Origin of the sequence: Streptomyces sp. NPDC049687, from assembly GCF_044465285.1 — a bacterium.
GTDB lineage: Bacteria > Actinomycetota > Actinomycetes > Streptomycetales > Streptomycetaceae > Streptomyces.
In genome coordinates, this window is the sequence record NZ_JBITLN010000001.1 from 655630 (window position 1) to 679073 (window position 23444).

Sequence of the window (23444 nt, forward strand, 5' to 3'; positions counted from 1 at the left end):
AAAAGGTTCTCCGTGTCCCTCTCCGTCATCCGCCGCATCGCTTCCCCGAAGAAGGCCCTCACCACCGCCGCCGTGGCCGCCGCCACCGCCGGTATGGCCCTGTCCGCGGCGCCCGCCCACGCGGCCACCGCGAGCTCGGCCTCGCAGGCCCAGGCGATCGCGCACAAGATGATCCCGGACGCGGCTCAGTACAAGGCCTTCTCCAACATCGTGAAGCACGAGAGCGGCTGGAACGTCAGCGCCACCAACGCCTCCTCCGGCGCCTACGGCCTCGTCCAGGCCCTCCCCGGCTCCAAGATGGCCTCGGCCGGTTCCGACTGGAAGACCAACGCCGCCACGCAGATCAAGTGGGGTCTGAACTACATGAACTCCCGCTACGGCAGCCCGGTCGGCGCCTGGAACTTCTGGCAGGCGCACCACTGGTACTGAGCCACGCCCAGCACCCCCTGACGCGCGCGAAGGCGGCGGTCCCCCGATCCCCGGGGACCGCCGCCTTCGCCGTCGGCCGTGTCAGCGGCCTGATCGGCACGGTCAGCCATCTCGGTCTCGTCGGGCGGCCGGGTCGTCCGGGCACCGGCGGCGGCTCTCGCCGCACCTGGACCCCGATCACCCTGGGCGCCCAGGCCGTCCCGCGCGACGGATTGTCCGGAAACCGACCGTACCCGCCCCCTCCACGACCACCGTGGTGACGACGACCCCGAGGCCTCGCCTCCGGCTCCCCCGCGGCCGGCGGCCCGGGTCGCCGCTCACGTCGGCTTACGGCGGCCGTGACCTCGATGTTCCGGCGCGACCCTGGCACTCCACCACGGCATCGCCGCCCCGCTGCTGCCGGCGGCGGCGATGTCGGGCGTGCCGGCGGTGGTGGCCTCCGGGGAGGACTGAACACTCAGCCGGTGGTGACCTTCAGCTCCTTCACTCCGTTGATCCAGGCCGACCGCAGCCTCCGGGGATCCTCGACGAGCCGCAGCCCCGGCATGGCGTCCGCGATGGCGTTGAAGATGAGGTTGATCTCGAGCACGGCGAGCGATTTGCCGAGACAGAAGTGCGGCCCTCCGCCACCGAATCCGAGATGAGGATTGGGATCCCGGGTGACGTCGAACTCGTCAGGCCGGTCGAACACCTCCGGATCGTGGTTGGCGGAGGCGTAGAAGATCCCGACCCGGTCGCCCTTCCTGATCAGCTTGCCGCCGAGTTCGGTGTCCTGGGTGGCGGTCCGCTGGAAGGAGACGACAGGTGTGGCCCACCGCACGATCTCCTCGGCGGCGGTGTCGGGCCTGCGCTCCTTGTACAACTCCCACTGCTCGGGATGCGTGAGAAAGGCATGCATCCCGTGCGTGATCGCGTTACGGGTGGTCTCGTTCCCCGCGACAGCCAGCATCAGCACGAAGAACCCGAACTCGTCGGAGTTGAGATTCCCCTCGTCCTCGGCGGCCACGAGCGTGGAGACGATGTCGTGCGCCGGACAGCGCTTGCGCTCCGCAGCCATGTTCATGGCGTACGAGATCAGCTCGGCGGCGGACTGGTGTCCGACCTCCTCGGTGATGGCGTACTCGGGATCGTCGTACGCGATCATCTTGTTGGACCAGTCGAAGATCTTGGCCCGGTCGTCCTGGGGTACGCCGATCAGCTCGGCGATGGCCTGGAGCGGCAGTTCACAGGCGACGTCGGTGACGAAGTCGAAGGGGCCGTCGTGGGCGCGGGCGGCTTCGGCGATGGCGGTGGCCCGCGCCCGCAGCCGCTCCTCCAGACCTCGGATGGCCCGGGGCGTGAACCCGCGCTGCACGATCTGCCGCACCCGCGTGTGCTCGGGCGGATCCATGTTCAACATGATGAACCGCTGAGCGTCGATGGACTCACGCGGAATGTGCTCGTTGAACCGGATGATCGCGGTGTTGACCCAGGAGGAGAACAGCTCGGGGTGGGTGGAAACGTATTTCACATCCGCGTGCCGGGTGACCGCCCAGTACCCCTCGTCCTGGAAGCCGGCGACGTTGCCCGGCTGAGGGATCCAGCGGACCGGCTCGGCGAGCCTCAGCTCGGCGAACTCGGGGTGGGGCACACGGTGGTGCAGCAGGTCGGGGTCGGTGAAGTCGAACCCGTCGGGAAGCGCTGGACAGGGCATGGGCAGCTCCAGCCAAATCTGACACGTCATCAGATACAGATTGCCGTGAAGGTAGTTCAGGGCGCTTGAGGCTGCAAGACCCTTGCGGTGACGCACATCACGTCCGCAGACTGCTCTGACGAACTAGAACACGTACTAGTTCCTCGGAGGAGGATCCGCACCCATGGCCGCCGAACCCGTGATCGTGGAAGCAGTCCGCACCCCTATCGGCAAGCGCGGCGGCGCGCTCGCCAACCTGCACCCCGCCTACCTCCTGGGCGAGACCTACCGCGAGCTCCTGGGCCGCACCGGCATACCCGCCGACGCGGTCGAGCAAATCGTCGGCGGCACGGTGACCCACGCCGGCGAACAGTCCATGAACCCGGCCCGCACCGCCTGGCTGACGATGGGCCTCCCCTACGAAACCGCGGCGACGACGGTCGACTGCCAGTGCGGCTCCTCGCAGCAGGCGTCGCACATGACGGCGAACATGATCGCGGCGGGCGTCATAGACGTCGGGATCAGCTGCGGGGTGGAGGCGATGTCCCGCGTCCCGCTCGGCTCAGGCTCGAAGCACGGCCCGGGAAAGCCGTTCCCGGAGGAGTGGAACGTCGACCTGCCCAATCAGTTCGAGGCGGCGGAGCGGATCGCCCGCAACCGCGGCCTGACGAGGCAGGACGTGGACGAACTGGGCCTGCTGTCCCAGTCCCGCGCGGCGGTGGCCTGGTCGGAGGAACGCTTCAAGCGTGAGACCTTCGCGGTCCAGGTCCCGACGACGGAGGAGGAACAGGCGGCGGGGCAGGGCATGTGGCGCCTGGTCGACAAGGACGAGGGCCTACGAGACACCTCGGCGGACGCCCTGGCCCGTCTGAAGCCGGTCATGCCGACGGCGATCCACACGGCGGGCAACTCGTCCCAGATCAGCGACGGCGCTGCGGCCATCATGTGGGCGTCGAAGCGGATGGCGCGCGCCCTGAAGCTGAAGCCGAGGGCGCGGATCGTGGCCCAGGCCCTGGTGGGCGCCAACCCGCACTACCACCTGGACGGCCCGATCGACGCGACCCGAGCGGTGCTCGGCAAGGCCGGCATGTCGCTGAAGGACATCGACCTGGTCGAGATCAACGAGGCGTTCGCGTCAGTGGTGTTGAGCTGGGCGAAGGTACTGGACGCGGACCTGTCCAAGGTCAACGTCAACGGCGGCGCGATCGCCCTGGGGCACCCCGTGGGAGCGACGGGCGCCCGCCTCATCACCACGGCCCTTAACGAACTGGAGCGCACGGACAAGGAGTTCGCGCTGATCACCATGTGCGCGGGCGGGGCGCTGGCGACGGGGACGATCATTCAGCGGCTGTAGACGCCGCCGTCCAGCTGAGGAAGGTCGAGAACGCGGCGGGCTCGATCGTGAGGATCGGGCCCGCCGGGTTCGTGAGCGCCAGACCGGTCGCGCTCCACGCGGTGCGTCAGGGCACCGAAGAGCCCCCGCGCCCGTGGTTCGCCGCCGTGAGCGCTGAAGACGAACGTGGACGTGTCGCCGTCGAGATCAAAAAGAGCGGAACGGACATCAACTTACGCACCGCCTCTCAGCTCCTGAGCTGCGTCGATCACACTGTCCAACACCTCGGTCACCGGCTTGGACGCATCGATGATCGTCGCGCCACGGCTTTCGTGGATCGCTCGCATCCGAGGATTCCACTTCAGGGCCGCCGCAAGCTCTTCGGGATGTTGACCGAATGCGTTGGTAGTACGGGTCGCGAGCCGGTGGCGGAGGGTGTCCTCGTCGATCACCAGGCACACGACGAGATCGAAAAGATCGCGGACGTCTGCCTCGTTCTCCGCCGATCCACACAAGAACGCGATGCGGAAACGAGACTCCTCGACGAGGGTCTCAACGCGCTCGCGGACGATCGCCCACCCGTATCGATCGAGCCAGCCCCGGGGGACCGGATACGGAGGATCCATCACGATCTCGCCGCCGGCTCGGTCGATCCAGCGGCTGAAGCCGTCCTCGTCGGCGTCGAGCGCGACGTGGCCACGCTCTCGCAACGCCTCGCAGACCGTGGACTTACCAGTCCCCGAGTTGCCCGTCACCCACACCAATGGCACGCCGCCAGGGTAGACGTGACCACCCCGGGGCAGCGACGCGTTTGGCGATCGGGAAGGAGGAGCTTCGACCTCGCCGACCGCCCTCTGGGGGACTTCGCGATTCCCCCTGTGGCCGGACACCCCCGGTGGGGCGACGCGCCCGGCCCCACGGGGACGGACCCGGGCGCGCTGGAGACGAGCCGGCGTAGGCGCCCGGCGCCCCGACTTGATCAGCTCGGCGCCGGGTCCTTCTCCGGCACCGCGGGCTCCGCGGAGGCCCTCTCCGGCACGCTCGCCACCCCCGCCCGCGGCCCCATCAGGGCGTACGACAGCCCGAAGCCCGCCAGGACGACCGCCGCGCCGCCCGCCGCGTCCAGGACCCAGTGGTTGCCCGTCGCGACGATCGCGGAGACGGTGAAGAAGGGGTGGAGGAGGCCGAGGGCCTTCATCCACCACTTCGGGGCGACGATCGCGATGACCAGGCCGCACCACAGTGACCAGCCGAAGTGGAGGGACGGCATCGCCGCGTACTGGTTGGTCAACGCGGTGAGCGTGCCGTAGTCCGGCTTGGAGAAGTCCTGGACGCCGTGGACGGTGTCGATGACGCCCAGGGACGGCATCAGACGTGGGGGCGCCAGCGGGTAGAGCCAGAAGCCGACCAGGGCCAGGAGCGTGGCGAAGCCGAGGGCCGAGCGGGCCCAGCGGTAGTCGACCGGGCGGCGCCAGTACAGGACGGCCAGGACCGACAGGGGGACCACGAAGTGGAAGGACTCGTAGTAGAAGTCGAAGAAGCCGCGGAGCCAGTCGACCTTCACCACCCAGTGGTTGATCCCGTGCTCGATGTCGATGTGGAGGAAGCGTTCGAGGTCGAGGATCTGCTGGCCGTGGACCTCCGCCCGGACCCGGCCCGCGGAATTCGAGCCTCCGGTCGCCGCCAGCCGGACCTGCTGGTACGCCGCGTACGTCACGCGGATCAGCAACAGTTCCATCAGGAGGTTCGGGCGGGTGAGGACACGCTGCAGGAAGGGCAGCAGGGGGACGTGCTTCCAGCGGGCCGGGACCGGGGGCGCGTACTCCGTGGGGATCGGGGAGCGGTAGTACGGGGACGTGCGCGGGAGGAACGGGATCACCGTGGCCGCGGCGATGGCGGCGAGGAGGACCGCGTTGTCGCGCAGGGGGTACAGGGCCGCCATGTTCGGCAGCATCATCTTCGCCGGGAGGGTCATGACGAGGATGACCGCCACGGGCCAGACGTAGCGGTCCGAGGCGCGCTTGCCGACCCGGCCCACCACCGCCAGCAGGACCCACAGCAGCTGGTGCTGCCAGGTCGTCGGGGAGACGGTGATCGCCGCGCAGCCCGTGAGGGCCACCGCCAGCAGGATCTGGCCGTCGTGCGCGTAACGGACCGCGCGGCGGACGCCCAGGGTCGCGACGGTCGCGCCGAGCGCCAGGAACAGGCCGATCTCCAGCGGGCCGGAGACACCGAGGCGCAGCAGGGCGCCGTGCAGGGACTGGTTGGCGAGGGCGTCCGCCTTGCCGCCGAGGCCGACGCCCGCCATGTGGTGCACCCAGTAGGTGTACGAGTCGTGCGGCATCGCCGCCCAGGCGAGCGCGGTGACTCCGGCGAACGTGGCGCCGGTCGCGGCGGCGGCCCGGCGGCGGCCGGTGAACCAGAGGAGCGCGGCGAAGAGGAGAACCGTGGGCTGGAGCGCCGCGGCCAGGCCGATCAGGGCGCCGGCGGCCCTCCAGTCCCGTGCGACGAAGCAGCCGAGGAGGACGAGCAGGACGGGGATGATGCTGGTCTGGCCGAGCCAGAGGGTGTTGCGGACCGGCAGGGAGAGCATGAGCAGGCTGATCGCGACCGGGGCGGCGAGGAGGGCCGTACGTCTGCTCACCGGCTGGGGCAGGGCCCGCGCGACGACCAGGCCCAGGGCGACGACCAGGAGCAGTGTGCCGAAGGTCCAGCCCCAGCCGAGGGCCTGTTCCGCCGACCGAGTGAGGGGTTTGAGGACGAGCCCGCCGAAGGGGGTGCCGGTGAAGCGCGTGGAGTCGTAGAGCGAACCCTTGACGTGCAACACGCCGTCCGGTCCGACCCAGGTCTCCAGGTCCGTCAGCCGTTCCCCGCGCGGGGTGCCGAGGACGACGGCCACCTGGCGCACGGCGAGGACCGCCGCGACCAGCCAGAGGCCGAGGCGGGTCGCACGCAGGCGTGCCCTCGCCGTGCCGACCGCGGTCGACCCGAAGGCCTCCGCCGGTCGCCCGCTGTGCTCCGCATTCGCCACGCCTCGTCGGCCTCCCGCCCCGTACGTGCCACGCGTCGGTTGCGTGGATGTTCCCTGAACGAACCCTATGAGGCTCGCACCGCCCCCGGGGGGAGACGCAGGCAACCCCCGCTTCACCTGACGTCGGCCCTCCTTTTGTCCGGAAGACGATAGTGCGCCGGGGCCGAGGTTGCCTCCGCAGGGCGCGATGTGGGTCACAGCGCGGCCGGAACTGGCACTTCTCCCGAACGGAAGCGGCGCTTCAGCCGTACCGTCGTACGCCCGTGCGACACGGAAGGCAGCGGGACGGCTGCGACTGGTACACGGGCGTGACGGACGACGAAGGGGCTGCGGCACATGGTCGGCTTGGTCGGCACGATCGGTGTACCGAGGGGGCGTGCGAGACGGCGGGAGCGGGACGGGTCGTGGCCGATCGCACGGGCCCTCGCGCGGGTCGCGGCCGTCCTTCTGGCGCTGCTGGCGGTCCAGCTCGATTCGCTCGTCGCACCGGCCCATGCCTGCGCCTGCGGAGCCCTGGTCCCGGGCGACCAGCGGCAGCTGACGGTCGGGCGGGAGGTGTCCGTCGTGCGCTGGGACGGCCGGCAGGAGCAGATCGTGATGAGCCTGCGGGTCGGTGGGGACGCCGAACGGGCCGCCTGGGTCGTGCCGGTGCCGCACCGGGCGACGGTGGAACTCGGTGACGCGCGGCTGTTCGACCAGCTGGCGACCGCCACCGCGCCCGTGCAGCGCACCCGCAGTCACTTCTGGCCGCAGGACGGCGACTGGCCGCTGACCGCCGACGACGGCGCGAGGCGCCCGCCGCCCCCGCAGTCGGGCGGGGCCGAGGTGGGCGTGGTCGGACGCGAGCGGCTCGGGCCGTTCGACGTGGCCCGGCTGACGGCCACCGATCCCGCCGCCCTCGACGACTGGCTCACCTCGAACGACTTCACCCTCCCGGCGCGCCTCGAGACCGCCCTCCAGCCGTACGTCGACCAGCGGTGGGAGTACGTCGCGGTCAGGCTGGCCCCCGAGACCGCCGGCACCGCCCTGACCGGCGAGCTCGACCCCCTCCACCTCACCTTCGCCGCCGACGCCCCCGTGTACCCGATGCGGCTGTCCCGGCTGGCGGCCACCCCGCAGTCGCTGGGCCTGTACGTCCTCGCCGCCCACCGCATGGAACCGGCGTCCCGGATCGGCGGTGAGCGGCCCCGGGTCACCTTCGCGGGACGGATCGGTACGTCGGCCGAGGGCCCGCTGGGCGAACTGGCGGCGGGCACGCCGTTCCTGACGGCGGTCGCCCAGGAGTTCCCGCGCCCCTGGGCGATCTCCGGGGACCACGAGCTGCGCCGGGCGGCCGCCGACACCGCGTTCCGGCAGGTGATCTACGAGGACCGGCTGCTCAGGGTGCTCGACGTCCCGGTGTGGCTGCTGACGGTGTTCGGCGGCCTCGCGGCGCTCACCACGGCCTGCGTGGCCCTCGCGCTCCGGGCCCGACGAGCACGCCGGGCAGCCCAGCCGGGCCCCCGCCACGCCTCGGGCCACCGTCCCGCGCCCCCGGCCACCGCACCGGGCCCGACGCCTCCGGCCTCACCGGCCACCGCACCGGGCCCGACGCCTCCGGCAGCGGCGCCGGGGCGGAGCACGCCGGTCGTACCGGCGGGGCGACGGGCCCCCGTGCCACCCCCGGTGCCGACCGCCCGCCCCGCCACGACCCATGTCCCCCCGCACCGGGCCTCCCGTCCCGCCGAGGCAGCCGTTCCCCCGAGGCCGGCCACAACCCCGGCCGGGTCAGCCGTACCCCCGAGACCGCCCACCCGCCCCGTCACGAGCGCCACACCCCCCAAACCGGCCAGACCCCCCAAACCGGCCACACGCCCCACCCCGACCGCCACACCCCCGAGGCCGGCCGCCCACCCGGTCAGGACCGCCCCACCACCGAGGTCAGCCACGCACCCGGCCGGGCCGGCCGCGGCCGTACCCCCGAGGCCGGCCGCGCCCCCGCCCCGTTCCACGCCACCCGTCACCCCGCCGAGGCCGCTCCGCCCACCCGTCGCGCCTCCCCGGCCCTCCGCACCGCCCCCGATCCCCCCGACCCCTGCGGCCCCCGCTGCTCCGGCGCCCCCCAAGCCCTTCACTCTCCCCGTCGCGCCTCGGCCGAACGGGTGAATTCGCGCGGCAGGCCATCCGGGAGGACCTCTCGCCGGGGAACCCGCGCACGGGCGGGTCCGTTGGCAGACTGGTGAGCGGCTCTCACCAGATGCCACGTCACCAGCAGGCACACGAAAGAGGCAGAGCGCATGAGCGAGTCGCAGGTCTGGGACGCTGTCGACGCCTACTTCACGGCCCACCTCGCCCCGGACGACGAGGTGACCGCGGCCGCGTTGCGCGACAGCGAGGCCGCCGGGCTCCCCGGGATCAACGTCACCGCCAACCAGGGCAAGCTGCTCCAGCTGCTGGCCGAGATCCAGGGTGCGCGCGCGATCCTGGAGATCGGCACCCTCGGCGGCTACAGCACGATCTGGCTGGCCCGCGCGCTCCCCTCCGACGGGCGGCTGATCTCCCTGGAGTACGACCCGCGGCACGCGGAGGTCGCCGTACGCAACATCGCCCGCGCGGGCCTGGACAAGATCGTGGACGTGCGGGTCGGCGCGGCCCTGGAGTCGCTGCCGCGGCTGGCCGACGAGAACCCGCCGCCGTTCGACCTGGTCTTCATCGACGCCGACAAGGCCAACAACCCGCACTACCTGGAGTGGGCCCTGAGACTCACCAGCACGGGCAGCCTCATCGTCGTCGACAACGTCGTGCGGGGCGGCCGGGTCGTCGCCGCGGACAGCGACGAAGGGGATGTGCGGGGCACCCGGGCGGCGATCGAGCTGATCGGCTCGCACCCCCGGCTGAGCGGGACCGCGATCCAGACGGTGGGCACCAAGGGCTACGACGGTTTCGCGCTGGCACGCGTCCTGGCGTAGCCCCTGGAGCCCGGGCAAGGGCTGCTCCCCCGGTCTTGCTCCCCCGGGTCTACTCCCCCCGGTCTACTCCTCGTGGTAGAAGCCCACGTTGACGCTGCGCGGCCCGGTGCGGTCGAGGACGACGATCTCGCCGGAGCCGCCGCGCGGCAGCGGTACCGTGCCGCCGTAGACGACCGGCTGCGCGTACTCGCCGACGATCAGCCGTACTTCGGAGGAGGGCTCGTCCTGCGAGCCGCGCAGCCAGGAGACCTGCCAGGTGCCCTCGGGGCCGCACAGGAACTCCAGGTGCACACGGGAGACGAACAGCCAGTCCTCGGGCGTCACGAGGCGGCACACCGACTTGTCCCGGCCCACCCGCAGCACGGCGCCCGGTTCACTGGGCGCATCGGCCATGAGCATGCCGGCCGTGGCACCCTCTTCCGTCCCGGAGACGGTGGCCATGGTGAGTTCGAGCACGTGCGGCTCCTTCGTGAAACCGTGAGACAACGGCTGTAATGGTGACTGGACCAGCGGCTGAACAGTGTTTGCACAGCGGCCGCATGATAAATCGCCCGGGCCTGCCGCGTCCGGCACAATGGACGCATGACCGAGCGAAAGCCACCGGGTGTGCCGTTCGAGTCCTGGGTCGACAAGCAGATCCGTGACGCCGAGCGGCGCGGCGAGTTCGACCAACTCCCGGGCGCGGGCAAGCCGTTGCCACCGGGCACCGACACGTCGTACGACGAACTCTGGTGGATCAGGGGCAAGATGGCCCGTGAGGGGCTCTCGGTGCTGCCTCCGGCCCTCGCTCTGCGCAAGGAGGCGGAGGACGCCCTCGCGGCGGCCTACGCGGCGCCCTCGGAGCGCATCGTCCGGAAGATCATCACGGACGTCAACGTCAAGCTCCGCGACATGATGTTCAAGCCGCCGCCCGGCCCCCCGCTGGGTATGAAGCCCTACGACGTGGAAGCGGTCGTACGGGAATGGCGGGAGCGCCGGGCGGCGGCAGGGTCCGCGGAGGACGGGTCACACGTGTAGCAGCCGTTCCGTCAGTTCGCGGTAGTCCCGCAGGGCCAGCCGCAGCTGCTCGGTGTCGGCGCTGGTCACTTCCTTGGCCTTGCCGCCTTCGGCGAGCTGCCAGGACCCGCGCAGGGTGCGGCGCCGCTGGTTCACGGCGTCGGTGAAGCGCGTGGCCAGTTCCTCCAGGACGTGGTCGGCCTCCGCGACGGCGTCCCGGGGGCCGTCCACGAACCCGACGACGGCGTGCTGCATCCGCGAGGAGAGTTCGTCGCACTCGTCGCGCGGCAGCAGCGGCGATCCGTGACCGCCGTCGTCGGGACCGGCACCGCGTCCGACGGTTCCGGTCTCGGCCCGGGTGTCGGCGACGGACGTGCCGGTCGTGCCGGTCGTGCCGGTCGTGCCGGTCGTGCCGGTCGTGCCGGCCTCGCGGTGCCCCGCCGCGTCGGGGGCCGGGCCCTTGCGCTCGTCCCCGGGCTCCGCGCCGGGTGCCGTCCCGGTGTCCGCGGCGGCCCGGCCGCGGGCCGCCGCCTGTGCCTTCTCCATGGGTGTGACGGGCCGACGGCTCTCCGAGCCGTGTGTCATGTCGGTCATCGCGCCTCACCCTTCCTTCGTCTGGTGCCGGTGGAAGCCCCACGGCAGGTGATGGGAGCGTTCGGCCTCGGTCCTGCGGTGCTGTGCGCGGTGCCGGCCGGACTGGTGGGCCGGGCCCAGCAGGTCGTCGAAGAGGGCGCGGGCCTCGATCATGGCCGCCCGCATGTCCTCGGTGCCGGGCGCGCGGCCGTCGCCGGTGCCGGTTTCGCCGGCGTCCCGCATGCCCGCCTCGCTGCGCCCCGCGCCCTTGTGGAACAGATCGCCGTCGCCGGTCCGCACCCGGGCCACCCGGTGCACGCGCCGGTAGCCGTGCACATGGTCTGCGTGGTGGACGGAGAGCGCGGCGAGCTGCTCCTCGTACTGGTTGCCGTCCGGGAAGCCGCGGGCGCCGGCCACCTCGGCGAGAAGGTGGTCGGCCTCTGCGACCGCCTCCTTGGGGGAGTCGACGAAGTGCTCCTGCGCGGCCGTCCAGCGGGCCTCGAACCGCTCGCGCTCCGCGGGCTCCAGGGGCCGCTCACGCAGCCCGCCGTGCCGCTCCACGAGCGCGCCGAGTTCCCGCTCGGCCGCCTTGACGTCCCCGTCGTGCCGGGCCACTGCCCGGTCGTACTCGGGCCCGAAGCGCTGCTTCAGACCCCGTCCGCCGTGCGAGCCCCGAGCCCGCACGGCCAGGATCGCCGCCACGGCGACTACGGCCGCCGCAGCCACGATCAGAGCGATGATCACGCCTGTGGACATGGTTGCCTTCCGGTGTGTCGGCCCCACGGGCCGGTTCCCGTTCCGGGTTGCCCGGAGGACACCTCCCAAACGGCCCCGAACACCGCACGCCCACGTGTCGATCCGCCCGCCTCCCGTTCGACGCACGCGTGTGAGGACGGACATCGGCAGAGGAGGGTGCCATGGGTGAGGTCGTCGCACGGCCGGCCATGTCCCTGAACGGGTCGCCGGCCGACGGTGCGGGTCTCGTCCAGCAGTTCATCCGCGCCGGATGGCTCGACGAGTTGCCGCCGCACGTCGTACCGGTGCTCGCGTGCGGCGGACGACGGCTCTTCGACGGCCTCGGTGAGCGGCACATCGAGTGGGAGAAGAGGCAGGTCCTCGACTCCCCGGAGCTCACACACATCGGGTTGCGCGCCCCGCGCACCGCCTCCGCAGAATGATCGCATGACCTGGACCATCACCCCGGAACCCCACGACTCCCCCGTCGCCGCCGAGCTCTGGCGGGCGTACTACACGGAGGTCAGCGACCGCTGGTATCTGCTGCGCGAGGGGCGGCGGACCGGTCCGGACGAGCTGGAGCGGGAGATCGCCGCCCACAGCGGGTCCGAACTCACCCCGCCGAGCGGGCAGTTGCTGGTGGGGCGCTACGGCGGTGAGCCGGGCGGGTGTGCGGGCGTACGGCTGCTGAACGCGGCGACCGCCGAGCTGACGCGGGTGTTCGTCCGGGAGGAACTGCGCGGGAAGGGCGGCGCGCCGCTCCTCGTCCGGGCCGCCGAGGACGCCGCCCGTGCGCTCGGTGCCTCGCGGATGATCCTGGACACCCGCAGCGACCTGGTCGAAGCCCGCGCCCTGTACGCCCGGCTCGGTTACACGGAGACCGAGCCGCACAACGACGACCCGTACGCCGAGCACTGGTTCACGAAGGCTCTCGGCTGAGCCGGGTCACCGGCCGCTCGTCGTGCGGCTGTTCGCGGTCGGAGCCGCACAGCTCGTCGTTCAGCTCCTTGACCAGCTGGATGAGGTCGGTGGGCCGGTCGGGGCCCCACCAGTCCCCCAGCAGCTCGGCCAGCGACTCCTCGCGCACCCGCGCCAAATCCTCGGCGACCTCCCGGCCCTGCGGGGTGAGGGCCAGCTCGACGCCCTCGCGTACGGCGAGCCGGCGTTCCTCGACCTGGCGGGCGGCCTCGATGATCACCGGAAGGGGGACGGTGCTGCGCTCGGCGAGCCTGCCCGGCTCGACGCCGCCGTACCGCTTAATCCGCAGCAGCAGCCAGCTCGCCGCCGGCAGGAGGTCGTGGCCGGCCAGCGCGGTGATCCTGCGGTAGATCTCGCGGCGGCCCTCGCGGGTGCCGAGGACGGACAGCGCCCGGCACACCTCGTCGTAGGAGGACCGCTCGACCGGATTGCTGGCGAGGGTCTCCGTGACGTCGGGTGCCGTGACCGAGCCCCGCAGGGGGTCCTCCCTGAGGAACCAGGCCAGCAGGAAGCCGAGGAGGGCGACGGGGGCGGCGTACAGGAAGACGTCGGTGATGGCGGACGCGTAGGCGTGCAGGGCCCGCGGTTGCAGGGAGGAGGGCAGCTCGGAGATTCCGCGCGGGTCGGACTCCAGGGCGTCCACCGAGAGGCCGGAGGGGAGTTGTGCGCCCCGGAAGGCGTCCGTGAGCTTCTCGCCGAGGCGGTTCGCGAAGACCGTACCGAAGATGGCGACGCCGAAGGACGCGCCGATGGAGCGGAAGAAGGTGGCGCCGGAGGTGGCGACGCCGAGGTCCTCGTAGGCGACCGCGTTCTGCACGATGAGGACGAGGACCTGCATGACCAGTCCGAGGCCGAGGCCGAAGACGAAGAAGTACGCGCTCATCCCGCCGGTGGAGCTGTGCTCGTCGAGCTGGTGGAGGAGGAGCAGGCCGATGGCGGTGACGGCGGTGCCGGCCACCGGGAACACCTTCCAGCGGCCGGTGCGGCTGACGATCTGCCCGGAGGCCGTGGACGCCAGCAGCATGCCGGCCACCATCGGCAGCATGTGCACACCGGACAGGGTCGGGGAGACGCCCTGCACCACCTGGAGGAACGTCGGCAGATAGGTCATGGCGCCGAACATCGCGAAGCCGACGATGAAGCTGATGACGGCGGAGAGCGTGAAGGTGCGGACACGGAACAGCTTGAGCGGGAGGACCGGTTCGGCCGCCTTCCGTTCGACGGCCACGAACGCCACGGCGAGTACGACGCCCAGCACCGCGAGGCCGACGATCTGCGGCGAGCCCCAGTCCCAGGTGGTGCCGCCGAGGGAGGCGACCAGCACCAGGCAGGTGGCGACCGAGGCGATGAGGAGGGTGCCGAGGTAGTCGATGACGTGCCGGGTCTCCTTGCGCGGGATGCGCAGGGCGGTCGCGATGACGGCGAGCGCGACGACACCGACGGGCAGGTTGACGTAGAACACCCAGCGCCAGCTCAGATGCTCGGTGAACAGCCCGCCGAGGAGCGGTCCGAGGACGCTGGTGGCGCCGAACACCGCGCCGAACATGCCCTGGTAGCGGCCGCGTTCCCGGGGCGGGACGATGTCGCCGACGATCGCCATCGACAGCACCATGAGCCCGCCGCCGCCCAGCCCCTGGACCGCCCGGAAGGCGATCAGCTGAGGCATGTTTTGCGCCATTCCGCACAGCGCCGAACCGATCAGGAAGAGGACGATCGCACTCTGGAAGAGCCTCTTGCGCCCGTACTGGTCGCCCAGTTTGCCCCAGAGCGGGGTGGCGGCCGTCGACGCGAGCATGTACGCGGTGACGACCCAGCTCAGATGCTCCAGACCGCCCAGGTCGCTGACGATCGTGGGCAGGGCGGTCGACACGATCGTCTGGTCCAGGGCGGCGAGGAGCATGCCGAGCAGCAGGGCCCCGATGGAGACGAGGACGTTTCCGGACACGTGTTCCTGACGTGGATCCGCCGTCCTGCTGTGCGCGTCCAAGGCCATGGATACCTCCTGAGGCTCTCGTGCCACTGTCCATCGTGATCGGTGTGTCCCGTTATGGCTTCCCGAGTCCTCCCGGGTACCGAGGGATAACCCCACGGGAGAAGACATTCCAGGGCGCGGGGAACCGGGCGTGTGGAGGATCCGCATAGACTCTGGATTTCTCATGGGGAGGGACGAACAGGTGAGCGATCGGACGGGGCGGCAGGGGCGATCGGGGCCGCAGGGGCTTCCGTGCCCGGAGTGCGGAGCACTGCGCGCACCCGACAACACCCCGTCCTGCGCCTGCGCCCGGCGCGCCTCGGACGCCCTGCGCGACACCCGTACGGCGGAGGCGGCCGCGGCGGAGGACTTCGATCCGCTGCGGATACGGCCCTACGTCGAACTGGGGGGCACGACCGGCGGCGCGGACGGCAACGCGGCCGACGCGACGATGCCGTTGCGGGCGGTCCCGGCGGCCGACGAGACCACGCCCCTGCGGCGGATCCGGCCCGGCGCCGAGCCCGGCACCACCGAGCTGAGCCTGTACGAGGCGCCGGACGGGGAGGGCGGGCTCTCCCCCGACGACGAGGAACCGTCTCCCGGCCGGCGCCGCCGCACCCTGCTGATCGCGGCCACGGGTGCCGCCGTGGCGGTGATGGCGGCGGCCGCATTCTCCGGCGGGCTGTTCAGTTACGAGAAGCCGACACGCGACGGCGCCGCCCCGAAGGACGTACGGGCCGCCGTACCCGACACCTCGACCGGCGCGGCCTCCGCGTCCTCCGCCGCGCCCCGCTCCCCCTCCCCCTCACCGACCGGCACCTCGCCGGCCCGCCACGGGAGCGAGAGCCCGCCGCCGTCCGCCTCGGAGTCGAGCGCCTCACCGTCGGCCCCCGCCTCCTCCTCCGCCTCCGCCTCGGCCGAGGCGAGCGCGACGGCGCCGACGGCCCGCGCCACCGGGAGCATCGGGCCCGACAACCAGGCCGACGACAGCCAGGAGACCATCACCGCCCCCGTCCTGCGCCGCGGCGACACGGGCGATGAGGTGACCGAACTCCAGCTTCGGCTGCGCCAGTTGTACCTGTACAACGGCGAGGCGAACGGCACCTTCACCAGCGAGGTCGAAACCTCCCTGCGCAACTACCAGTGGTCCCGTGAAATCCAGGACGACGAGTCGGGGGTGTACGGGGCGGCGACGAGGGCGAGCCTGGAAGCGGAGACCAAGGAGCCGTAGTCGCACGACCGGGTGGAAAGTCCTGCCCGGGGAGTCGGTGGGCTCTTTCACACCGCGCCCGGCCCGGGGGTCAGGCGGACGCCCGGCGCGGCCAGGCATCGGCCTGCGTCCCCTCCCCCACAGCCGCCCGTTGCACCGCGGCCGCCGTCGGCGTGTCGCCGGCATCCTGAGCGGCGGATGCGTCAGGCCGCCGATGGTGATCGCCGGGGGACGTCCCTCGAGGCAGATCGCCGGGCTTCGGCCGGCCTTCCGCCGGCGCACCCGGCCCGCCGTACCCACTCCACGTGCTCACGTCCGAGCCGGAGACCTGTGAGCGTCGGTCGTGGCGCCGGGGCCGGCACGGGTGGGCGTGGCGGCACCCCGCAGCGGCCCCCGCGGCGCCGGGCAGCGCGCACCGGCACCGGGCCGCCGCCTCAGCCGACGTACACCCGAAAGCCGACGTACACCCGAACACCCGCCCCGGCACAGCCGCCGTCTCAGCCGACGTGCACCCGAACACCCGCCCCCGGCACAGCCTCCACCCGCACCCCTCGCAAATCCCGCACCCCCGCATCCGGCCCGTGCACACCCGCCCTCGGCCCGACTCCCACGACCCGCATCCCCGCCGCCCGCCCGGCCACGATCCCCGCCCCGGAGTCCTCGAAGACCACGCACTCCCCCGGCGCGACCCCCAGCTCGGCCGCGCCCTTCAGAAATCCCTCGGGGTCCGGCTTGCTCGCCCCCACCGACTCCGCCGTGACCCGGACCGCGGGCAGCGGAAGACCCGCCGCCGCCATCCGGGCCGTCGACAGCGGGACGTCCGCCGAGGTCACCAGCGCGTGCGGGATCCCCTGCTCGATCAGGGAGGCGAGGAACTCCGGTGCCCCCGGCACCGGCACCACGCCATCCAGGTCCGCCGTCTCCTCCGCCAGCAGCCGCGCGTTGTCCGCTAGGTTCTGCTCCCTCGGCCGGTCGGGCAGCAGCAAGGCCATCGAGGCGTGCCCCTGCCGCCCGTGGACGACCTTCATCACCTCGTCGCCGTCCAGCCCGTGCCGTTCGGCCCAGCGCCGCCAGATCCGCTCGACGACGGCGTCGGAGTTCACGAGAGTGCCGTCCATGTCGAGGAGAAGGGCACGTGCGGACAGGACCGGCATCGACAGCTCCAGAGAACGTAGAAAAAACAAGGCGGCCCCGCCCGCCGGTCAGGGAAAACGGGCGGGAGCCACTTTGTTCCCCCACGGTACAAAATGAAGGGCGCCCACCGCCACCCCCGCCGGACACCGTTCACCGAGCGTTCAGCTCAGCCGGCGACCGCCTCCCAGAGGCTCCACACGCCCAGCCCCGACATCAGCAGCGCCGCGATCCGCGTGATCAGCTTCAGCGGCACCCGCTTCATCAGCGCCTTCCCGCCCCCGATGCCCAGCCCGGCCACCGCCCACAGCGCCAGCACCGCACCGAGGCCGACGGAGAGCGGATCGTCGTAGCGGGCGGCGAGATTCGCCGTCATGATCTGTGTGAGGTCACCGAACTCGGCGACCAGGATCAGCATGAATCCGGCGCCCGCGACCTTCCAGAAGGACTGGTTCTCCGGCCGCCGGACCTCCTCGTCCCCCTCGTCCCGCTTGAGCAGCAGCATCGCCGCCCCGGCCAGGAACAGCACGCCTGTCAGCGCCTGCACGAGCCGTTGCGGCAGCAGCGTCAGCACACTCCCCGCCGCGACGGCGAGGGTGACGTGCAGCGCGAAGGCGGCGGCGACCCCCGCGAAGACGTAGGAGGCGCGGTAGCGGGTGCCGAGGACGAGACCGGCGAGCGCGGTCTTGTCGGGCAGCTCGGCCAGGAAGACGACGCCGAAGACGACCGCCATGACGGTGACGCTGAGCAAGATTCCTCAATCGGTCGGGGCCGCCCCACCGAGAGTCCTGAAGCTTCAGGAAAGAGACACCTCGGCACGGCAGCACACGTCACCCGTGCCGTACGGCGCGGATGTGCACTGCTTGCCGAAGGTCTCGCTGGCCGATCCGTGGAAGGACCCGCCTCCGGGCGCCGGCTCAGACGAGCTGAGCAGTATGTCGACGGTCCGGCGAAGAGCTACTCCCCTTCTGCGCCGTCCATCATACGAGATCGTTTCCGCACACGTCTTGTTCTGTCATGTACGCGTCACTAACTTCTTACCGAGCGCACATCTCCCCGCAACGCGACACGGCGAGCATTCCACCGCTCGCACTCCAACGCCCCCGCTCCACCAAGGAGTTCGCATGCCCAGGTTCTACGCGCGTCGACGAGTGAGCATACTCGCGGCCCTCACCGGTCTCATAGCCTCCGTCGCGCTTTTCAACTCCCCCACCGCCTCCGCCGCCCTCCCCACCCCCGTCAGCGCGGCCACCGCCCGCACCTACCTCGCCTCGCTCACCGTGGCGACCGAGAACCGCACGGGCTACGACCGGGACCTCTTCCCGACCTGGATCACCATCAGCGGCACCTGCAACACGCGTGAGTACATCCTCAAGCGGGACGGTACGAACGTCGTCACCAACTCCGCCTGCACCGCCACCAGCGGCAGCTGGTACTCCCCGTACGACGGCGCCACCTGGACCGCCGCCTCCGACCTCGACATCGACCACCTGGTCCCGCTCGCCGAGGCCTGGGACTCCGGCGCCAGCGCCTGGACCACCGCGCGGCGCCAGGCCTTCGCCAACGACGTCACCCGGCCGCAGCTCATCGCCGTCACGGACAACGTCAACCAGTCCAAGAGCGACCAGGACCCGGCCGAGTGGATGCCGTCGGTCACCTCCTACCGCTGCACCTACGTCCGCGCCTGGGTGCAGGTGAAGTACTACTACGACCTCTCCGTCGACTCCGCCGAGAAGTCCGCGCTCACCAGCTACCTCGCCAACTGCTGATCGACCGGCAGGCGCCAGGTACTCCCCACTCTCCTCCGTCGTTCCGTACCGTACGGGGCGACGGAGGAGAGTGATCGCGTGGCCGGACTGCGGCTGGGCCCCCTGCTGAGATTCGCCGACGCCTCGTCCGCGACCGTCTGGGTCGAGGCGAGCCGCCCGTGCACCGCCGAGGTGCGCTGCGCGGACGGCGCCGGCGGCACGGCCCGCACCTTCCAGGTGGCGGGCCATCACTACGCCCTGATCCCGGTGACCGGTCTGCCCCCCGGCACGGCGACGGCGTACGAGGTGTTCCTCGACGGCACACGCGTGTGGCCGCTGCCCGACTCCCCTTTCCCTCCGTCCGCCATCCGGACCCTGTCCGAGAACGGCGGTGACGACGTCCGCGTGACCTTCGGCTCCTGCCGCTGGGCCGCGCCCCCGGCCGACGCGGACGACCCCGTCGGCCCCGACGCCCTGGACAGCCTGGCCGCCCGCCTCGCCACCGACCCGGACGCCGAACGGCCCGACGTCCTCCTGCTGTTGGGCGACCAGGTGTACGCCGACGAGGTCTCCGACGCCGTACGCGCACGGATACGGGCCCGCCGGGGACTGGCCGACCCGCCCGGCGCGGGGATCGCCGACTTCGAGGAGTACACCTGGCTCTACTACGAGTCCTGGCTCGACCCGGAGGTGCGATGGCTGCTGTCCACCGTGCCCAGCTGCATGGTCTTCGACGACCACGACGTCATCGACGACTGGAACACCTCCGCCGCCTGGCTGGCCGACATGCGGGCCACCCCCTGGTGGCGCGAGCGGATCCTGAGCGGGCTGATGTCGTACTGGGTCCATCAGCACCTGGGGAACCTCTCCCCCGCCGAACTCGCCGCCGACCCGCTCTACGCCGCCGTACGCGCCACCCCCGACGGCACCGACGTCCTGCGCGCCTTCGCCTGCCGCGCCGACGCCGAGCCCTCGTCCGTCCGCTGGAGCTACCGGCGTGACTTCGGGCGGGTGCGGCTGCTGATGGTGGACACCCGGGCCGCGCGGGTCCTGGCAGAGGAGGGGCGCGCCATGCTCGACCCGGGCGAGGCCGAGTGGGTGCGCGCCCAGGCACTCCAGGACCGCGGCTCCTACGACCACCTCCTCATCGGCACCTCCCTGCCCTGGCTGCTGCCGCATCTGGTGCACGACGCCGAGGCGTGGAACGCGGCCCTGTGCCGGGGGGAGCGGGGTGCGCGCTGGGCGCGGTTCGGGGAACGGCTCAGGCGGGCGGCGGATCTGGAGCACTGGGCCGCCTTCCCGGGCTCCTTCGCCGCGCTGGCGGACCTGCTGGGTGAGGCGGGCTCGGGGGCGGGCGCGCCGGCGACGGTGCTCGTCCTCTCCGGTGACGTGCACCACGCGTACGTCGCCGAGCCCCGCTGGCCCGAGGGGACCGGCCCGGACGCGCGCGTGCTGCAGCTGACCTGTTCGCCGGTGCACAACTCCATCCCGCTGTCGATGCGCGTGGGCTTCCGGTTCGGCTGGAGCGCGGTGGCCCGTGCGCTCGGGCGGCGATTCGCCAGACACGGCCGCTGTGGGCGGCCGCCCGTCGACTGGCGGAAGACCGGCGGGCCGTGGTTCGGCAACCAGCTCATGACCCTGTCCCTGCACGGCCGTTCGGCCCGGCTGCGGCTGGAGCAGGCGCGCGGGAAGGACACGCTGACAACGGTGGAGGAGTCGGACTTGACCCGCCGATGAGGGTCAGGCGGGACAACTGGGGCCTGGGGGACCCACGTTGGCTTCTGTGACGCCCGGCGGCATGATGAGGCGGACCGTCCGCTTCCCCCCGCGGTCTTGTGGGCGGTCTGCTCCATCGCGCCCCACACGCCCGGGAGTCACCCCTTGTCCTCAGTGAACGCGGAAGCGGCCGCCGGGCCGGCGTCGGTCGCCGTCGCACTGGTCGGCGCCGGGCCGCGCGGCACCAGCGTCCTGGAACGTCTCTGCGCCTCGGCGCCGGAGCTCCTCCCGCCGGGGGTGCGACTGACCGTCCACGTCGTCGACCCCGGCCCGCCGGGCCCGGGCCGTGTCTGGCGCACGGCGCAGTCGCGGGAGCTGCTGATGAACACCGTGGCCTCGCAGGTGACCCTGTTCACCGACGACAGCGTGGACTGCGCGGGCCCGATCCGGCCGGGCCCCAGCCTGCACGAGTGGGCGGGCGGCGCGCTGGGCCCGGACGAGTACCCGACCCGCGCCCATTACGGCCGCTACCTTGAGTGGGTGTTCGAGCGGACCGTGCGCCAGGCACCGCCGTCGGTGCGCGTGGAGACGCACCGGGCTCGCGCCGTCCGGCTCGACGACGCCGCCGACGGCCATCAGATCCTCACCCTGGACGACGGCCGGGTGCTGCTCGGTCTGTCCGCCGTCGTCCTGGCCCAGGGCCATCTGCCCGAGGTCCCCGACAGCGCCCAGCAGCGCAACGCCGCCTACGCCGAGCGCCACGGCCTGCGTCACATCCCGCCCGCCAACCCGGCCGACGTCGACCTCTCGGACCTCGCCCCCGGCGAGCCGGTTCTCCTGCGCGGCCTGGGCCTGAACTTCTTCGACCACATGGCCCTCCTCACCACGGGCCGCGGCGGCCGCTTCGTCCACGCGGGCGCGGACTCGGGTTCGGGCCTGCGCTACATACCCTCCGGCCGTGAGCCCCGGCTCCACGCCGGCTCGCGGCGGGGCATCCCGTACCAGGCGCGCGGCGACAACGCCAAGGGGCCCTACGGCCGTCACACCCCGCTCGTGCTGACCCCGGAGGTGATCTCGGGGCTGCGCAAGCGCGCGGACTCCGGGGAGGCGCCCGACTTCCTGGCGGAGGTATGGCCGTTGGTGGCCAAGGAGGTGGAGACGGTGTACTACGCGGCCCTGCTGGGTCGTACGGAGTTCGCCGACCGCTTTCTCGCCGTGCCGCACCGGGACCCCGAAGAGGCCCGTGTCCTGGACGAGTTCGGGGTGGCGCCGGCCGACCGCTGGAGCTGGGATCTGGTCTCCCGGCCGTACACGGGCCGGGACTTCGCGCATCCGGGGCAGTGGCGGGAGTGGCTGCTGGCGTATCTGCGGCGGGACGCGCGGGAAGCGGCGCGCGGGAACGTGGCGGGCCCGCTGAAGGCGGCCCTGGACGTGCTGCGCGATCTGCGCAACGAGCTGCGGCTGGTCGTCGACCACGGCGGGCTGGCCGGCGCCTCCCGCCGGGACCACCTGGACCGCTGGTACACCCCGCTCAACGCCTTCCTGTCGATCGGCCCGCCCCGGCGCCGCATCGAGGAGCTGGCCGCGCTGGTGGAGGCCGGGGTGGTGGAGGTGCTCGGGCCGCGTCTGGAGGTACGGGAGGAGGACGGGGCCTGGCGGGCGCACTCCCCGGAGGTGCCGGGCTCGGCGGTCCGGGTGACGACCCTCGTGGAGGCCCGGCTGCCGGAACCCGACCTGCGCCGCACCGCCGACGGCCTTCTCGCCCGGCTGCTGAAGACCGGCCGGTGCCGTCCCCACACGGTCGACGGCTATGTGACCGGCGGCCTGGACGTGACCCCACGCCCCTACCACCTGATCGACCGTCAAGGCCGGGCGCACGCAAGGAGGTTCGCCTTCGGGGTGCCCACTGAGGGCGTCCACTGGGTGACCGCGGCGGGCGCCCGTCCGGGCGTGGACTCGGTCACCCTTTCGGACGCCGACGCGGTGGCGAGGGCCGTCCTGCGGGCGGCGACGGCCGGGCCGGAGCCGCGCACGGAAGCCGGCCCACGGCCGCAGGACGAACTCGCGAGCGTCGATCGGGTCCGCCGCGCGTTCCCGTCCTCGTGAACGCGCTGTGCCGAACACACCAGTGCCGTGGCAGGCAACGTTCGCCCCGTCGCGACGCCCGGCACGCCCTCTCGCCGCGCCTGCCTCGGCACTGGCCCCCCGTGAATCCTCTGTCACACCCGAGGCGTACGCTGTATGGCTGTTATGGCCGCACCTGCCGCTCCCTCGCGTCACAGCGGCACGGATGGGCCGACACGGGGGAGACACGGGGGAGCGAACGGTGTTCGAGAGCGTGGGGACCTTGCTGGGCAGTCCCTGGATCTACGCGTTGGTGGGCCTGTCGGTCCTGCTCGACGTGTTCCTGCCGGTACTGCCGAGCGGCGTGCTCGTCATCACGGCGGCCACCGCGGCGGCCGCGGGCTCGGGCGCGGCGACCGGCCAGGTCCCGGACGGGGTGCCGGACATCCTGGCCCTGATCCTCTCGGCGACGACCGCCTCCGTGCTGGGTGACCTCGTGGCCTACCGCCTGGCATGGCGGGGCGGGGAGCGCCTGGACCGCGCGATCTCCCGCTCCCGGCGCCTGACCACCGCGCAGGAACGTCTCGGCGAGGCGCTCGCCCGGGGCGGCGGCCCGCTCGTCGTGCTGGCCCGCTTCGCCCCCGCCGGCCGCTCGGTCGTCTCCCTCATCGCGGGCGCGGCCCACCGCCGCGCCCGCGACTTCGTCCCCTGGTCCGCCCTGGCCGGCCTGTCCTGGGCGGGCTACAGCGTCGCCCTCGGCTACTTCGGCGCCCACTGGCTGGGCACGACCTGGCTGGCCACGGGAGTCTCCTTCCTGGCCCTGTTCGGCGCCGGGGCGGCCGCGGCCTACGTGATGCGCCGGCCGCCTGCGCAGGCGCGCACGTCGTAGGCGGCGTCCGCACGGTGCG

Annotated in this window: 21 protein-coding genes; 12 read left to right on the forward strand and 9 right to left on the reverse strand. The window is 72.3% G+C overall.

All coding sequences use genetic code 11. The annotated features are described in order from the left end of the window. The first annotated feature begins 12 nt into the window (after positions 1-12). On the forward strand, positions 13-429 hold the full coding sequence (locus ACIBVL_RS03030; protein WP_399090780.1) for a transglycosylase SLT domain-containing protein: 417 nt from the start codon (positions 13-15) through the stop codon (positions 427-429). A 457-nt stretch (positions 430-886) separates the two neighbouring features. On the opposite strand, the gene ACIBVL_RS03035 is transcribed toward ACIBVL_RS03030, so the two are convergent. Continuing rightward, a complete protein-coding gene (locus ACIBVL_RS03035) occupies positions 887-2122 on the reverse strand; it encodes a cytochrome P450 (RefSeq protein WP_399092012.1) in 1236 nt (411 codons plus the stop codon). Between the two features lie 163 nt (positions 2123-2285). On the opposite strand from ACIBVL_RS03035, the gene ACIBVL_RS03040 reads away from it, so the two are divergent. Further along, complete coding sequence (locus tag ACIBVL_RS03040) at positions 2286-3455, forward strand: steroid 3-ketoacyl-CoA thiolase (RefSeq protein ID WP_399090783.1); 1170 nt, start codon at positions 2286-2288, stop codon at positions 3453-3455. A gap of 212 nt (positions 3456-3667) precedes the next feature. On the opposite strand, the gene ACIBVL_RS03045 is transcribed toward ACIBVL_RS03040, so the two are convergent. Next, entirely contained in the window at positions 3668-4204 is a 537-nt protein-coding gene (locus ACIBVL_RS03045) for an AAA family ATPase (protein ID WP_399090786.1), read from the reverse strand. A 209-nt stretch (positions 4205-4413) separates the two neighbouring features. Continuing rightward, the gene (locus tag ACIBVL_RS03050) at positions 4414-6465 is read right to left on the reverse strand and encodes a phosphatase PAP2 family protein (protein ID WP_399090789.1); all 2052 of its coding nucleotides are present in this window, start codon (positions 6463-6465) and stop codon (positions 4414-4416) included. 336 nt (positions 6466-6801) lie between these two features. Here ACIBVL_RS03050 and ACIBVL_RS03055 point away from each other — a divergent pair, with 336 nt between their 5' ends. Together ACIBVL_RS03055 and ACIBVL_RS03060 are read left to right on the forward strand one after the other, a co-directional pair. Further along, positions 6802-8610, forward strand: coding sequence for a DUF2330 domain-containing protein (locus ACIBVL_RS03055; protein WP_399090792.1), 1809 nt, complete (start codon positions 6802-6804; stop codon positions 8608-8610). 131 nt (positions 8611-8741) lie between these two features. Then, positions 8742-9413, forward strand: coding sequence for an O-methyltransferase (locus ACIBVL_RS03060; protein ID WP_399090795.1), 672 nt, complete (start codon positions 8742-8744; stop codon positions 9411-9413). A 63-nt stretch (positions 9414-9476) separates the two neighbouring features. Here the strand turns inward: ACIBVL_RS03060 and ACIBVL_RS03065 are convergent, their stop codons facing one another. Further along, on the reverse strand, positions 9477-9869 hold the full coding sequence (locus ACIBVL_RS03065) for a hypothetical protein (RefSeq protein WP_399090798.1): 393 nt from the start codon (positions 9867-9869) through the stop codon (positions 9477-9479). Between the two features lie 126 nt (positions 9870-9995). On the opposite strand from ACIBVL_RS03065, the gene ACIBVL_RS03070 reads away from it, so the two are divergent. Continuing rightward, complete coding sequence (locus ACIBVL_RS03070; RefSeq protein ID WP_399090801.1) at positions 9996-10430, forward strand: DUF1992 domain-containing protein; 435 nt, start codon at positions 9996-9998, stop codon at positions 10428-10430. Here the strand turns inward: ACIBVL_RS03070 and ACIBVL_RS03075 are convergent. Beyond that, positions 10419-11003 carry a hypothetical protein gene (locus tag ACIBVL_RS03075; RefSeq protein ID WP_399090804.1) on the reverse strand — a complete coding sequence of 195 codons (585 nt, stop codon included), beginning with the start codon at positions 11001-11003 and terminating at the stop codon, positions 10419-10421. The genes ACIBVL_RS03070 and ACIBVL_RS03075 overlap by 12 nt on opposite strands. Before the next feature lie 6 nt (positions 11004-11009). Beyond that, complete coding sequence (locus ACIBVL_RS03080) at positions 11010-11738, reverse strand: hypothetical protein (RefSeq protein ID WP_399090807.1); 729 nt, start codon at positions 11736-11738, stop codon at positions 11010-11012. Between the two features lie 161 nt (positions 11739-11899). Here ACIBVL_RS03080 and ACIBVL_RS03085 point away from each other — a divergent pair, with 161 nt between their 5' ends. Both ACIBVL_RS03085 and ACIBVL_RS03090 read left to right on the forward strand, forming a co-directional pair. Then, the gene (locus ACIBVL_RS03085; protein WP_399090810.1) at positions 11900-12160 is read left to right on the forward strand and encodes a hypothetical protein; all 261 of its coding nucleotides are present in this window, start codon (positions 11900-11902) and stop codon (positions 12158-12160) included. 4 nt (positions 12161-12164) lie between these two features. Continuing rightward, positions 12165-12656 carry a GNAT family N-acetyltransferase gene (locus ACIBVL_RS03090; RefSeq protein ID WP_399090813.1) on the forward strand — a complete coding sequence of 164 codons (492 nt, stop codon included), beginning with the start codon at positions 12165-12167 and terminating at the stop codon, positions 12654-12656. Here ACIBVL_RS03090 and ACIBVL_RS03095 read toward each other — a convergent pair. Then, complete coding sequence (locus ACIBVL_RS03095) at positions 12637-14688, reverse strand: MFS transporter (protein ID WP_399090816.1); 2052 nt, start codon at positions 14686-14688, stop codon at positions 12637-12639. The genes ACIBVL_RS03090 and ACIBVL_RS03095 overlap by 20 nt on opposite strands. A 181-nt stretch (positions 14689-14869) precedes the next feature. Between ACIBVL_RS03095 and ACIBVL_RS03100 the strand changes: the two genes are divergently transcribed. Beyond that, a complete protein-coding gene (locus ACIBVL_RS03100) occupies positions 14870-15898 on the forward strand; it encodes a peptidoglycan-binding protein (protein ID WP_399090819.1) in 1029 nt (342 codons plus the stop codon). Positions 15899-16374: 476 nt separating this feature from the next. Here the strand turns inward: ACIBVL_RS03100 and ACIBVL_RS03105 are convergent, their stop codons facing one another. Both ACIBVL_RS03105 and ACIBVL_RS03110 read right to left on the reverse strand, forming a co-directional pair. Next, entirely contained in the window at positions 16375-17031 is a 657-nt protein-coding gene (locus ACIBVL_RS03105) for an HAD family hydrolase (RefSeq protein ID WP_399090822.1), read from the reverse strand. A gap of 146 nt (positions 17032-17177) precedes the next feature. Beyond that, positions 17178-17759: a TMEM165/GDT1 family protein gene (locus tag ACIBVL_RS03110; protein ID WP_399090825.1), complete on the reverse strand. Its 582-nt coding sequence runs from the start codon at positions 17757-17759 to the stop codon at positions 17178-17180. A 373-nt stretch (positions 17760-18132) separates the two neighbouring features. Here ACIBVL_RS03110 and ACIBVL_RS03115 point away from each other — a divergent pair, with 373 nt between their 5' ends. The 4 genes from ACIBVL_RS03115 (at position 18133) to ACIBVL_RS03130 (ending at position 23425) form a co-directional block, all read left to right on the forward strand. Next, on the forward strand, positions 18133-18777 hold the full coding sequence (locus ACIBVL_RS03115) for an HNH endonuclease family protein (RefSeq protein ID WP_399090828.1): 645 nt from the start codon (positions 18133-18135) through the stop codon (positions 18775-18777). A gap of 78 nt (positions 18778-18855) precedes the next feature. Beyond that, the gene (locus tag ACIBVL_RS03120; RefSeq protein WP_399090831.1) at positions 18856-20493 is read left to right on the forward strand and encodes an alkaline phosphatase D family protein; all 1638 of its coding nucleotides are present in this window, start codon (positions 18856-18858) and stop codon (positions 20491-20493) included. Positions 20494-20637: 144 nt separating this feature from the next. Further along, complete coding sequence (locus ACIBVL_RS03125; RefSeq protein WP_399090834.1) at positions 20638-22578, forward strand: FAD/NAD(P)-binding protein; 1941 nt, start codon at positions 20638-20640, stop codon at positions 22576-22578. Positions 22579-22798: 220 nt separating this feature from the next. Further along, positions 22799-23425, forward strand: a complete 627-nt coding sequence (locus tag ACIBVL_RS03130) for a DedA family protein (protein ID WP_399090837.1) — start codon at positions 22799-22801, stop codon at positions 23423-23425. The last annotated feature ends 19 nt before the right edge of the window (positions 23426-23444 follow it).